11 protein-coding genes are annotated in these 13869 nt (G+C 56.4%); 8 read left to right on the top strand and 3 right to left on the bottom strand.

Translation table 11 applies throughout. The features are described 5' to 3' along the window. Positions 1 to 30: 30 nt before the first annotated feature. Positions 31 to 978: a LysR family transcriptional regulator gene (locus tag FWJ25_RS04210; RefSeq protein ID WP_149598971.1), complete on the bottom strand. Its 948-nt coding sequence runs from the start codon at positions 976 to 978 to the stop codon at positions 31 to 33. Between the two features lie 176 nt (positions 979 to 1154). On the opposite strand from FWJ25_RS04210, the gene FWJ25_RS04205 reads away from it, so the two are divergent. Genes FWJ25_RS04205 through FWJ25_RS04195 form a run of 3 tightly spaced genes read left to right on the top strand, consistent with a single transcriptional unit; the run spans position 1155 to position 5084 of the window. Then, positions 1155 to 2570 carry an acetyl-CoA carboxylase biotin carboxylase subunit gene (locus FWJ25_RS04205; protein WP_149598970.1) on the top strand — a complete coding sequence of 472 codons (1416 nt, stop codon included), beginning with the start codon at positions 1155 to 1157 and terminating at the stop codon, positions 2568 to 2570. Positions 2571 to 2589: 19 nt separating this feature from the next. Further along, positions 2590 to 4395, top strand: coding sequence for a sodium-extruding oxaloacetate decarboxylase subunit alpha (gene oadA, locus FWJ25_RS04200; RefSeq protein ID WP_149598969.1), 1806 nt, complete (start codon positions 2590 to 2592; stop codon positions 4393 to 4395). Positions 4396 to 4418: 23 nt separating this feature from the next. Continuing rightward, a complete protein-coding gene (locus tag FWJ25_RS04195; RefSeq protein WP_149598968.1) occupies positions 4419 to 5084 on the top strand; it encodes a carbonic anhydrase in 666 nt (221 codons plus the stop codon). 72 nt (positions 5085 to 5156) lie between these two features. Here FWJ25_RS04195 and rimO read toward each other — a convergent pair whose 3' ends face one another. Continuing rightward, complete coding sequence (gene rimO, locus FWJ25_RS04190) at positions 5157 to 6503, bottom strand: 30S ribosomal protein S12 methylthiotransferase RimO (RefSeq protein ID WP_149598967.1); 1347 nt, start codon at positions 6501 to 6503, stop codon at positions 5157 to 5159. Positions 6504 to 6809: 306 nt separating this feature from the next. Between rimO and FWJ25_RS04185 the strand changes: the two genes are divergently transcribed. The 4 genes from FWJ25_RS04185 to FWJ25_RS04170 all read left to right on the top strand — a co-directional run bounded on the left by FWJ25_RS04185 (position 6810) and on the right by FWJ25_RS04170 (position 11408). Then, positions 6810 to 7217: a PilZ domain-containing protein gene (locus tag FWJ25_RS04185; protein WP_149598966.1), complete on the top strand. Its 408-nt coding sequence runs from the start codon at positions 6810 to 6812 to the stop codon at positions 7215 to 7217. Positions 7218 to 7385: 168 nt separating this feature from the next. Further along, positions 7386 to 8294: a sulfate adenylyltransferase subunit CysD gene (gene cysD, locus FWJ25_RS04180; RefSeq protein WP_149598965.1), complete on the top strand. Its 909-nt coding sequence runs from the start codon at positions 7386 to 7388 to the stop codon at positions 8292 to 8294. 1 nt (position 8295) lies between these two features. Continuing rightward, positions 8296 to 9954 carry a sulfate adenylyltransferase subunit CysN gene (cysN, locus tag FWJ25_RS04175; RefSeq protein ID WP_149598964.1) on the top strand — a complete coding sequence of 553 codons (1659 nt, stop codon included), beginning with the start codon at positions 8296 to 8298 and terminating at the stop codon, positions 9952 to 9954. Between the two features lie 437 nt (positions 9955 to 10391). After that, entirely contained in the window at positions 10392 to 11408 is a 1017-nt protein-coding gene (locus FWJ25_RS04170; protein WP_149598963.1) for a nucleoid-associated protein, read from the top strand. 152 nt (positions 11409 to 11560) lie between these two features. Here the strand turns inward: FWJ25_RS04170 and trmH are convergent, their stop codons facing one another. Then, complete coding sequence (gene trmH, locus FWJ25_RS04165; protein WP_149598962.1) at positions 11561 to 12292, bottom strand: tRNA (guanosine(18)-2'-O)-methyltransferase TrmH; 732 nt, start codon at positions 12290 to 12292, stop codon at positions 11561 to 11563. A gap of 180 nt (positions 12293 to 12472) precedes the next feature. Here trmH and miaB point away from each other — a divergent pair, with 180 nt between their 5' ends. Then, positions 12473 to 13819 (top strand): tRNA (N6-isopentenyl adenosine(37)-C2)-methylthiotransferase MiaB, encoded by a 1347-nt coding sequence (gene miaB, locus FWJ25_RS04160; protein WP_149598961.1) that lies wholly within the window; start codon positions 12473 to 12475, stop codon positions 13817 to 13819. The last annotated feature ends 50 nt before the right edge of the window (positions 13820 to 13869 follow it).

Genomic DNA, 13869 nt, shown 5'->3' with positions numbered 1-13869 from the left:
AGCGCGGCATCTCATTTCAATCCCGGGATATCAGTAACTCCGGCGCAGGAACATTTCCTCAAACTGGCGAATGTTCTGCTGAATATACTCCAGGAAGGTTCTCATGGCCGGTGTCGGATGCCTGGCCTGGGGGTACACCACACACCAGCTTCGTCGTAGCGGAAAACCGGCTACATCCGCCACTTCCAGGCTTCCCAGAGCCAATTCGGACAATATACTCAGCTTGGGCAATACAGCTACCCCAAGCCCCGCCAGCACCGCATGCTTGACCGCATCGTTGGAACCCAGCGCCATGCTGGGCATGACCCGCAACCCCTGCTGCTGACAGTGCAACTCAAGGGCCAGCCGACTTCCGGAGCCATGCTCCCGAACCAGCAGCTGACTATCCAGAAAGGCCTGAGCCGAGACACCCTTTTGACGGGCCAGGGGGTGACCCGCAGGCACCACCGGCACCAGCTCATTGTCCAGGAATGGTAACGATGCCAGAGGCTTCTCTGTCGGTACCATCCCCATGATAACGAGATCATCACGATTCTCGCTCAATCGCTCCAGCGCGGTGGCCCGATTCACAACAATGACCGACACCTGGACCTCGGGATTAAGATCCAGAAAGGCCCGCAGCAGATACGGCACGATGTATTGTGCGGTATTCACAGCGACCAGTTTGAGCTCACCAGCCACCCGCCCCTCCAGCGCTGCGAGCTTGGTCTGCACCCGCTCCAGTTCGCCAAATACGGAGCGAACACACTCCATCATCTCTTCACCGGCAGCGGTACAGTAGAGGCGGCGCCCCACGTACTCAAACATCGGCATTCCCAGAGCCTGCTCGAGATGGCGAATCTGACTGCTTACAGCGGGCTGGGTCAGCCCCAGCAAATCGCCGGCCTTGCTGTAACTCTCCAGCTCATACACAGCCTTGAACACCTGCAACTGCCGAAACGTCAGGCGGTTGCTTATCTTCTGAATACTAAGCGGCATCGGACAAACAGGCTCCCAGAGACATACATAACAAATATCTTATACATAAACTTAATATTATCAATTTTTACTTTTACACCCCACCCGCTAGTCTCTCTTCAACCTTCATTCGGGATAACGAAACGAGGAACCATTCATGTTGACGATGAATTTCCCAAGCTGAAGAGGAACTTGCCATGCTAAAGAAAGTTCTGATCGCAAACCGGGGCGAAATCGCGGTACGGATCATCAGGGCCTGCGCCGAGATGGGCATCCGTTCCGTCGCCATCTACACTGAGCCCGACCGTTACGGTCTCCACGTGAAACGCGCTGACGAATCCTACTCTCTGGGCGAAGACCCCCTGTCGGGCTATCTGGACCCGGCACGGATCGTCAACCTGGCCGTCGAAACCGGCTGCGACGCCATACACCCCGGCTACGGCTTCCTGTCCGAAAATGCCGAGTTCGCCCGCCTGTGTGAACAGAAAGACATAACATTCATCGGCCCGAAGTCCGAAGTCATTCACAAAATGGGGGACAAGACCCAGGCCCGCGACAGCATGCGGGCAGCTGGTGTACCTATCACTCCCGGCTCAGAAGGCAACCTGGACAGCCTGGAAGACGCCCTGTCCCTGGCCAATGACATCGGTTACCCGGTGATGGTGAAGGCAACCTCTGGCGGTGGTGGCCGCGGTATTCGACGCTGTGACACACCGGCAGAACTGAAAGCCCAGTACCCTCGGGTTATCTCCGAAGCCACCAAGGCATTCGGTTCCGCCGAAGTCTTCATGGAGAAGTGCATCGTCAATCCGCGTCACATCGAGGTCCAGATCCTCGCCGACAGCCAGGGCGAAGCGGTACATCTGTTCGAGCGGGACTGCTCTATCCAGCGCCGGAATCAGAAGCTGATCGAGATCGCTCCCAGCCCTCAACTCACACCCGAACAACGTCAGTACATCGGCGGCCTCGCGGTAAAGGCAGCCAAGGCGGTGGGCTACGAGAATGCCGGAACCGTAGAGTTTTTGCTCTCCGGCAACGAAGTCTACTTCATGGAAATGAACACCCGGGTTCAGGTTGAGCACACAATCACTGAAGCCATTACCGGGGTGGACATTGTCCGTGAGCAGCTACGCATTGCCTCCGGACTGCCACTGAGCTATCGCCAGGAAGATATCCAGTTCCGGGGCTACGCGCTGCAATTCCGGATTAACGCGGAAGATCCTAAAAACGACTTCCTGCCAAGCTTTGGCCGCATCACCCATTACTATGCGCCGGGCGGCCCCGGGGTGCGTGTCGACACGGCCATCTACACTGGCTATGAGATCCCACCTTATTACGACTCTATGTGCCTGAAACTGGTTGTCTGGGCCCTGACCTGGGACGAAGTGATCGCCCGGGGTAAACGCGCCCTGGATGATATGCGCCTGCACGGTATCAAAACCACGGCCGCCTATTACCAGCAGATTCTGGACCACGCGGATTTCCGCGCCGGTATTTTCAATACCAGCTTCGTGCCCGAACACCCGGAACTGCTGAATTATTCAACCAAGCGCGACCCGGCCGAAATCGCCCTGACCATTGCTGCCACCATCGCCGCACACGCCGGCTGGTAACTCGCAGGAGGAACAAGATATGAGCAACGCCAAGAAAATCGAAGTCACTGACGTTATCCTGCGCGACGCGCACCAATCGCTGATCGCAACCCGCATGCGTACAGAAGACATGCTGCCGATCTGCGAAAAACTGGATCAGGTTGGCTACTGGTCCCTGGAAGTCTGGGGCGGCGCCACCTTTGACGCCTGTGTTCGCTTCCTCAAGGAAGATCCGTGGGAGCGTCTGCGTCAGTTGAAAGCGGCGCTACCGAACACACGCCTGCAAATGCTTCTGCGCGGCCAGAACCTCCTCGGCTACCGCCACTATGCCGATGACGTCGTTGAGGCCTTTGTCCAGAAAGCCGCTGATAACGGTATCGACGTGTTCCGTGTGTTCGACGCACTGAACGATCTGCGCAACATCGAAACCGCCATGAAGGCGGTGAAGAAAGCCGGCAAACACGCCCAGGGCACAATCTGCTACACCACCAGCCCGGTTCACACGCCTGAGCTGTTCGTGAAACAGGCAAAAGACATGCAGGCAATGGGCGCTGACTCCATTGCGATCAAGGATATGGCCGGCCTGCTTACGCCATACGCAACCTATGAGCTGGTCAAAGCCATCAAGTCCGAAGTGGATCTTCCTCTGGTCGTACACAGCCATTCCACATCCGGCCTCGCGCCGCTGTGTCAGCTCAAGGCCATCGAAGCCGGAGCCGATCGTATCGATACGGCCATCTCATCCTTTGCCAGCGGCACCAGCCACCCGGCCACCGAGTCTCAGGTTGCCGCACTGAAAGGCACAGACTACGACACCGGCCTGGACCTCGAACTGCTTAGCGAGATTGCCGACTACTTCCGCGAAGTCCGCAAGAAGTATCACCAGTTCGAGAGCGAGTTCACCCGCGAGGACGTTTCGGTACAGATCAACCAGGTACCGGGCGGCATGATGTCCAACCTTGCTAACCAGCTCAAAGAACAGAACGCCCTGGAACGCATTCGGGACGTTTTCGATGAAATCCCCCGCGTCCGCAAAGATCTGGGCTATCCGCCGCTGGTCACTCCGACGTCACAGATTGTCGGCACCCAGGCTGTCTACAACGTGCTCGCTGGCCAGCGCTACAAAACCATCACCAACGAGGTGAAGCGTTACCTGCAAGGCGGGTATGGCCAGCCACCAGCGGACGTCAACGCTGACATTCAGAAAAAAGCGATTGGCAACGAATCCGTTAACGAAGGCCGCCCGGCAGACCTGCTTAGCCCCGAGTTGAACAAACTGCGGGACGACATCGGCGCACTGGCACAGAGCGAGGAAGATGTTCTCACCTACGCCATGTTCCCGGACCTGGGCCGCGAATTCCTGCAGCAACGTCAGGACGGCACCCTGAAGCCGGAAGAACTTCTGCCAGCAGAACAGCATGGCAAGTCTGGAATGGGCACCGCTGTGGCAACCGAATTCCGTATCGACGTCCACGGTGAGACTTACGAAGTGGCGGTGACCGGTGTCGGCGATTCCGGTGCTGGCAAGCGCAAGATCTACCTGTCGCTGGATGGCATGCCGGAAGAGGTAGTGTTCGAATCCCTCAACGAGTACGTCGCTGAAGGTGGAAGCGGCCGCGCGCGGGCATCCGAGCCGGGCCACGTAACCACCGCAATGCCAGGCAACGTCGTCGACGTACTGGTCAATGAAGGTGACACCGTGACCGCAGGCCAGGCCGTGCTGATCACTGAGGCCATGAAGATGGAAACCGAGGTGCACTCAAGCATCGACGGTACCGTAAAGGCCGTATACGTCACCAAGGGCGACCGGGTAACCCCGGGCGAAGTTCTGATCGATATTGCCTGATAACTACCTTAAGAGGAGTTCACATGGACCACATCGTTCGCGGCGTACTGGATTTCAAGAAGAACGTTTATCCGGAACGCAAAGACCTGTTTGGAGCTCTGGCCGATGGCCAGAGCCCCGAGGTGCTGTTTGTCACCTGCTCGGACTCGCGCATTGACCCCAACCTGGTCACTGGCTCCCATCCCGGTGACCTGTTCATCTGCCGTAACGCGGGCAACATCATTCCGCCTCACAGCAATGAAACCGGGGGCATGACCGCCTCCATCGAGTATGCAGTGGCCGTGCTCAAGGTACGTCACATTATCATCTGCGGGCACACGGACTGCGGAGCCATAAAAGGCGCGCTGGATGTTGAGGGCCTGAAAGGGCTACCCCACGTCAAGGAGTGGCTGGGACACTGTCGCTCAGCCATGGAGATTGTCCGTGAGCGGCACGACATCGATACCGATGCACGGCTGGACGGCAAATACCTGAACGAAGCTATCGAGCAAAATGTGCTTCAGCAGGTACAACACGTACGCACCCATCCCGCCGTAGCGGCCAAACTGGCCACCCAGAAGGTTCAGATCCACGGCTGGGTGTACGACATCAAATCCGGCGGCATACGCTGCTGTGGCCAGGACAGCGTTGACTTCCTGCCATTCGAAGACTTCTACGCAGATATTGTGGAGCGGGTCAGAGAAGATTAAAAAAGGCTAAAGGCTCTCCGGCCCAGCACAGGCTTTCCACCTGTGCTGGGCCGGCATCAGAACCAGCGAGAATCAGCAGAGCGTCGCCCAGAGGTCGTGCTCATCCGCATGATCAACAACCGCCCGAACCACCTGCCCCGGCTCAAGCTCCGTCTCACCATTCAGGTAAACCATACCGTCAATTTCCGGCGCATCCGCCTTGGAACGTCCAATGGCACCTTCTTCATCGACTTCATCAATCAGCACATCAATGGTTTTTCCGATTTTGGCCTGAAGGCGTGCCGCTGAGATCTCCGCCTGCTTGGCCATAAAGCGAGCCAGACGTTCCTCCTTGACGTCCTCCGGAACGGCACCTTCCAGTTCATTGGCTTTCGCCCCTTCAACCGGGCTGTAGGTAAATGCACCCACACGGTCCAGTTGCGCCTCGTCAAGCCAATCCAGGAGATACTGGAAGTCTTCCTCGGTTTCCCCCGGGAACCCTACGATAAAGGTTGAGCGAATCGTAAGCTCCGGGCAGATTTCACGCCACTTCCGGATACGCTCAAGCGTCTTACTATCGTGAGCGGGGCGTTTCATGGCCTTGAGAACCTTGGGACTGGCGTGCTGGAACGGGATATCCAGGTACGGAAGGATCTTGCCTTCAGCCATCAACGGAATGATGTCATCCACATGCGGATATGGGTAAACATAGTGCAGGCGTACCCACACCCCCATGTCACCAAGGGCTTCACAAAGCGCCTGCATTTTGGTTTTGACCGGACGCCCCTGCCAGAAGCCGGTGCGATACTTGATATCAACGCCGTAGGCTGACGTATCCTGGGAAATCACCAGCAACTCTTTGACCCCGGCATCGACCAGGCGCTGCGCCTCATCCATCACATCGCCAATCGGGCGACTGACGAGATCGCCACGCATGGATGGAATAATGCAGAAGGTGCACCGGTGATTGCAGCCTTCCGAAATTTTCAGGTAGGCGTAATGCCTCGGCGTCAGTTTAACGCCCTGGGGTGGTACCAGATCCGTGAACGGATCATGCTCCTTCGGCTTCGGTGGCACGTACTCGTGGACGGCACCAACCACTTCCTCATAGGCATGCGGGCCGGAGACTGCCAGCACCCCGGGATGAGTCTCACGAATTTTGTCCGCTTCTACCCCCATGCAGCCGGTCACGATGACCTTGCCGTTTTCACTGATCGCCTCACCGATGGCATCCAGGGACTCCTGTTTGGCCGCATCAATAAATCCGCAGGTGTTGACCACCACCACGTCTGCGTCGTCATAGGTCGGCACAACATCATAGCCATCCAGCCGAAGCTGGGTGAGTATGCGTTCGGAGTCAACCAGGGCTTTTGGGCAACCAAGGCTGATAAAGCCGACTTTACCGTTTGCGGCTGAGGCACTGGGGGTTTTATCTGTCATAGGGGAGCTTCGAAATTCCAGGGGCCGGAAACGGCCAGAAATGAATGAACGAGGCCGCTATTTTATCTCAGTTACAGGGCTGTCTGCAGCAAATCTCTCGATTCTGCCGGTTGCATTCATAACTGACTCGTATCAAATTTGTGACGCCTTGTTCACAAAAAAAGCATCAAATCTGCCACAATGAACGACAGGCTCTTGCTGATCACTAATTAAACAACTAAACTTTCAGACGTTTAAGTGTTTTTCTGGATGTAAATTATGGGAAAGGCAGCTGTATTCCAAACTAACCAGGCCAGAAGAGTAAACATGAAACCCGTTGCGAAACCGAACTTGCGCAATCAGCAGCGCGTTGACGTAACCACGAAGATTACCATTGAGAAACCGGATGGTGGCTGCCTGACCTGTTCGGTTTCCAATCTGTCCCGTACCGGCATCATGGTGTCCTGTAATCAGGAAGCCATCAAAGAGCTCATTCCCGATCAGCGCACGCCCGCACCCGGGCGCTGGATTTCCGTGAAAACCCGGTTCTCGGTTCCGGTTATCCCCACCCAACCCGTCTCTGTTATTGCCGATGGCAACATTGTTCACATGCGCCGCATCGCCCGTGATGAGTTCCAGTTGGGCATACAGTTTTCGGAGTTTGAGGGCAATGGATTCGACTACATAGACCGGTACGTAGGCAAGCTGCTTTCCGACGCGCGAACACTGCTCTGATCTCACTGATCAAGACGCTCTCCAGCCCCGTACAGCGGGCGTCTATTGCTATATTATTATAACCCCAAACTATACTTGCATCCCTTCTTATACCCTATCTGCCTCTGGTATAGTTGAGAAATCAATTCTCATAGTCATCAATGCCCGCACAGCGGCAGTTGGATTCCCATGACCTCATATAATCTCACTCACCTGAAACAGCTGGAAGCAGAAAGCATCCACATAATCCGGGAAGTGGCAGCCGAGTTCGACAACCCGGTCATGCTCTACTCCATCGGCAAGGATTCGGCAGTCATGCTGCATCTTGCCCGCAAGGCGTTTTACCCGGGCAAACCGCCGTTCCCGCTGATGCACGTTGATACCACCTGGAAGTTCAAGGAAATGATTGAATTCCGGGATAAGCAGGTCAGCAAATACGGCCTGGACCTCATCGTTCACATCAACGAGGAAGGCGTGAAGCAGGGCATTGGTCCTTTCACCCACGGCAGTGCCAAGCACACAGATGTCATGAAAACCCAGTCTCTGAAGCAGGCACTGAACAAGTACAAGTTCGACGCAGCCTTTGGCGGCGCCCGTCGTGACGAAGAGAAATCCCGCGCCAAGGAGCGGGTCTATTCGTTCCGCGACGAGCACCATCGCTGGGATCCAAAGAACCAGCGCCCCGAGCTGTGGAACATCTATAACGGCAAGGTCAACAAGGGCGAAAGCATCCGCGTCTTCCCCCTGTCGAACTGGACCGAGCTGGACATCTGGCAGTACATCTATCTCGAGAACATCGACATTGTTCCGCTGTACTACGCCGCAGAGCGCCCGGTGGTGGAGCGGGACGGCACACTGATCATGGTTGACGATGACCGCATGCCACTGAAGGAAGGCGAAAAGCCGATGATGAAATCGGTACGTTTCCGGACACTCGGCTGCTATCCACTGACCGGTGCCATCGAGTCTGAAGCCAACACCCTGCCCGAGATCATCCAGGAAATGCTCCTGGCGACCAGCTCTGAGCGCCAGGGCCGCGTTATTGATCACGACTCAGCCGGGTCCATGGAACAGAAAAAGCGGGAAGGGTATTTCTAAGATGTCACACCAGTCTGATCTGATTGCTGAAGATATTCAGGCCTACCTGAAACAGCACGAAAACAAGGAACTGCTGCGCCTCCTGACCTGCGGCAGTGTTGATGATGGCAAGAGTACCCTCATCGGGCGCCTGCTTCACGATACAAAAATGATCTACGAAGATCACATGGCCAGCCTCAAGACCGACAGCGCCAAAATGGGCACAACCGGCGAGAAGCTGGATCTGGCCTTGCTGGTAGACGGTTTGCAGGCAGAACGTGAGCAAGGCATCACGATCGATGTCGCCTATCGTTATTTCTCGACGGATAAGCGCAAGTTCATCATCGCTGACACTCCGGGCCATGAGCAGTACACCCGCAACATGGCAACGGGTGCATCCACCGCGCAACTGGCGATCCTGATGATCGACGCCCGCCACGGCGTGTTGACCCAGACTCGCCGACACTCGTACATCGCATCCCTGCTGGGCATCCGTCACATCGTCGTGGCGGTGAACAAGATGGACCTGGTGGACTTCAGCGAACAACGCTTCAATGAAATCAAGGATGAGTACCTGGCATTTGCCGCCAAGCTCGGCCTGAAAGACATCCGCTTCGTTCCTCTTTCCGCGCTGGAAGGCGACAACGTGGTGAATCGCAGCGAGAACACCCCCTGGTTTACGGGGCAGCCGCTGATGGACATCCTGGAGACGGTGGAAGTTTCCCGGGACAAGAACCTGGAACACTTCCGCTTCCCGGTTCAATATGTCACCCGCCCGGACCTTAACTTCCGCGGTTTCTGCGGCACCATTGCATCGGGTGTGATTCGCCCGGGCGACCAGGTGATGGCGCTTCCTTCACGCCGCACCAGCACTGTGAAAGACATCGTTACGTTTGATGGCAACATGGAAGAGGCCTACATCGACCAGGCCGTCACCCTGACCCTCAACGACGAAATCGACGTCAGCCGCGGGGATATGCTCGTCAAGGTAGAAGACGAACCCGAGGTCGCCAGCCGCTTCAATGCCAACATCGTCTGGATGACCGATGCCCCGCTGGAAACCGGCCGCCTGTATGACATCAAACTGGGTTCCACCTTTACCTCCGGTTCAGTGAAATCCATTCACCACCAGACCGATGTAAACACGCTGGAACAGCAGGCCAACCCGGCTCAGTTGCAACTCAACGAAATCGGTCTGTGCGAGTTGACCCTGAACCAGCCGGTCGCATTTGACGTTTACCAGCGCAATCACGCCACCGGCAGCTTCATCGTCATCGACCGCCTGACCAACGTCACCATTGGTGCAGGAATGATCGCCGGCTTCGCAGATGGAAACGAATCGCTGGACCCGGTCACCGCCGAAGAACGCGAACGCCGCCTGGCCCAGAAGCCAGCCATCATTGCCTGTAACGGCAAACAGGCCCCGGCTCTGGCACTCGCGCTTGAACGAGCACTGTTCGATCAGGGCAAGACCGCCGTGGTTGTGTCCGAAGAAAACGCCGGTGACGCCGACGAACGCCGTCGCGTTGCGCAGCTACTGACCGCTCACGGCCTGGTAGCCGTGGCCGTTAACCTCGGTTCCGATGTCGCTGCCGCAACAGCTTCGGCTGACAGCGAGGATGATATTCCTGCTGCCGTCAGCGCGCTGGTTCAGGATCTGGTTCGTTCTCGGCGGATCTGATTCTGGTTGTAGCCTTCTGGTAATAGACTGAGATACCTCCATCTTTGGTGTATGGCGCCGGGGTGGGGGTATTTTTTTCTTTGGAAAAATAACTCGCTTCGCTCAGACATCTTTTTCCGGCAGAAATAAATACCCCCACCCCACCGCCGTTCACTCATGGCTTAGGCCTGCCTTTATTTTGTCGAACAGGGAAACGCACATTGGGCAAAGCGTCGACTGAACGAGGTCCACACGATGTTTGCTGGTCGTGGGGTTGGGCGGTCTTTTTCTGCAGAAAATATGTCTGAGCGAAGCGAGTTGTTTTTTCGAAAGAAAAAGACCGCCCGACTCCGCGACCCACATCCAAATCAATCAGGCTACAAATGAATCCAACACCATTTCATGTCAAAATCCCGCTCCTCTAAGCCAACCGCACAAACCAACAGGAGCCGCACTAAATGGCCATCAAACACCTGCGCACCGCCTTTGCCAGCCAGTACCAACCGGGACAACCTGCCCGCCTTGTTGCCGGCGATGCCCTGCAGGAGCCCGGTGGTGATTACGAGGGTCTCCACAAGCAGATGAAGCGGCTGTTCAACAGCAAACCGGGCAAGAAATACGGTCGCTTCTCCGAGGATCTGGGCGAGTGTCCGTTCAGCAGTTGGTTGAAGGACTATCTGGAAGATAAGCAAAGCTTCAGTGCGATGACGGACCGTCTGTTTGGCCAATGGCAGGAGCTGCTGACCGGCTGTCAGGAGGAGTTCGACGGACACCTGATGATGGTCCACGATGCTCTGGCGGATGCCGAAGTGGTTTACTTGTTCATTCTGGAAACCGACAGCGCCATGCGTTTCGACGGTAACGAATCCCTGGATGCAACTGACGTACTGAGCCTTTCACGCCTGAACCTTGCTATTCGCATCGAGCTGGACGACTGGAAAAGCGACAATGCCAGCGAGAACTATCTCACCCTCGTCCATGGCCGCGGCACCGGTGAGCCGGGCGAGCTTTTCATTCGCCTCTCGGGGTTCACCAATCAGGTAGACGTTGACAAAGAAACCATGACGTTTCTTGATGCCGTAGAGGCGTTTGCCAAGTCATCCGAACCCGAAAAGGCAGGCGAAGTCCGCAGCAAGGCCTATGAATTCTGTAAAGAGCAGCATGCGCTGGGTGAGCCGGTCGAAATCGAGGCGCTGTCCGGATACCTGGATGAGAGCGAGCCGCAACGATTCAAGGAGTTCGCTTCAAAAACGGCAGAGTTGCCGGAAAGCGGCGTGCTGCACCCGGACCACCGCAAGGTCAAGAAGCTGGTTCGGATTGCGGGTTCTGGTGGCGGAATGAGTGTGTCGTTTTCTTCGGATCTGGTGAATCAGGCGGTTTACTATGACCGCGATAAGGATGCGTTGACGATTACGCGGTTGCCCAAGGCGTTGCGGGAGCAGTTGCAGCGGTATCTTGAGGCCCGGGAGGAGTAACAGTCCGCATTTTTTGTTTGGTGGCTGGCCAGGGGGTGGGAGCTCTTTCTTCTGGAAAAAACAACTCGCTTTGCTCAGACATTTTTTTCCGGCAGAAAGAGCTCCCCCCCCTGACCGATCTGACAATGAGCTAACAGCTCTACTGCCGAATGTCAGAGTGACGAAGCCTCTACTTCCCCGTTCCATCTGGGGCGATTCGCCCTCAATTTTCTGACTTCCTGCATCCAGCCTACGCCATCGATCAGGTCACCGGTTTCGAGGTCGATGGGCGGGTATGGGAGGTTGCGGTCGTCGCAATAGCGTTTGACGGTGGGTTGGCACCAGCTGAAAAAGAGACGGTCGTATTCGTCCTGCGGCAAGCGCTGCTGATCGAACATGCCGGCAAGTTTGCGCTGGCGCTGGGCTTCGGAGAGGATGATGGCGCAGGCGGCGGAAACGTTGAGGGATTCCACCATGCCCATCATGGGTACCACTATGTGCTCATCTGCGATGTCCGCCGCGCTGGCGCTGACGCCGTCTACCTCATTCCCCATGATGATCGTGCACGGCGCGGTGTAATCAGCTTCGCGGAAATCGATCGCCCGGCCCGACAGTTGGGCGGCATAGAGTTTGTGACCCTGGGACTTAAGCTCCGACACTGCGTCATCCATGGTGGGATGGGTATGAGTCGTCACCCAGTTGTAACTTCCGCCAGCCGTCTTCCTGAATGCCCGAAACCCCTCCTTCGGCCAGACTACGTGCATGTTGGCCAGCCCAAAGGCATCGCAGGAACGAATAATCGCAGACAGGTTTCGGGGTTTGTGCACCTGATCCGTCAGGACTCTCAAGTCCGGTTGGCGGGTGTCCAGGATGTGTTTGATTCGGGCAAGGCGTTCGGGGGTCATAATTCTTTGATGGTAATTTATTAAAGTCGGCAAATAATACCACACGATATCTAGCAACAAGCCGAGACAAAGGTGGTTGCAGAATAATCACCCCGTTATAATACGCAGTTCCTTTTTGCCAGCGCCCGCCGAGAGCTCTCGGTAATTCCGGCGCACCATACATCAGATAACGTGAGACCCATGGCCAAGAAGCTGTATATCAAAACCCACGGCTGCCAGATGAACGAGTACGATTCTGCCCGCATGGCGGACCTGCTCAAGACCGGAGAAACGGTTGAAATGACCGATTCCCCGGACGATGCCGACATTCTGCTGCTGAATACCTGCTCCATTCGCGAAAAAGCGCAGGAAAAGGTCTTCCACCAGCTCGGCCGCTGGAAATCCCTGAAAAACAGCAAGCCGGATCTCATCATCGGTGTGGGTGGCTGCGTGGCTTCTCAGGAAGGTCAGGCGATTATCGACCGAGCCCCCTACGTGGATATGGTTTTCGGCCCTCAAACCCTGCACCGGTTACCGGACATGATCACGGAAGTGCGAGCCAAGGGTAACGGCGTGGGAGTGGTGGATGTCAGCTTCCCGGAGATCGAGAAGTTCGACAACCTGCCGGAACCCGGTGCAGACGGCCCGTCAGCATTTGTGTCCATCATGGAAGGCTGCAGCAAGTACTGTACTTTCTGCGTGGTGCCTTATACCCGCGGAGAGGAAGTCAGCCGTCCGGTGGATGACGTCATTGCCGAGGTAGCGCACCTGGCCAGTCAGGGCGTGCGTGAAGTGAATCTGCTCGGTCAGAACGTGAACGCCTACCGTGGCGAGACCCACGACGGCGACATCATGGATATGGCAGAGTTGATCGAGCTGATTGCCACCATCAACGGCATCGACCGAATCCGCTACACCACCTCCCATCCGGTGGAGTTCTCCGACGCGCTGATCGACGTTTACGAGAAAGTACCCGAACTGGTCAGCCACCTGCATCTGCCGGTACAGAGCGGCTCCGACCGTATTCTCGCAGCCATGAAGCGCGGCCACACAGCCCTGGAGTACAAATCCAAACTGCGTCGCCTGCGTAAAATCCGTCCGGATATCAGCTTTTCGTCCGACTTCATCATCGGCTTCCCCGGCGAAACCGACAAGGATTTCGAGGACACCATGAAGCTGATCAACGACATCGGCTTCGATGTATCCTTCAGCTTTGTCTACAGCGCCCGTCCGGGTACACCGGCTTCGGATCTGCCGGATGACACGCCGATGGAGGTCAAGAAGCAGCGCCTGAGTATCCTGCAGCAGAGAATCAATCAGCAGGCAATGGACATCAGCCGCAAGATGGTGGGTACTACCCAGCGGATTCTGGTGACCGGTCTGTCCAAAAAAGATCCGGGGGAATACGCGGGCCGAACAGAGAACAACCGGATTGTAAACTGCCGGCACGAAAACCCCGATGTCATCGGGAACTTTATTGACGTGGAGATTGTCGAGGCTTTCCCGAACTCTCTGCGCGGGGTGCCGGTGAACGCCGAGTTGCTTTAAGCGTCGGCCTGACACCAGAGCACTACCCCAAGCCTGAAAGCCCTACTCGC

This window comes from Marinobacter salinexigens (assembly GCF_008370345.1).
Taxonomy (GTDB): domain Bacteria; phylum Pseudomonadota; class Gammaproteobacteria; order Pseudomonadales; family Oleiphilaceae; genus Marinobacter; species Marinobacter salinexigens.
Note: the sequence above shows the minus strand (reverse complement) of the source record. Positions and strands in the feature narration are given on the sequence as shown.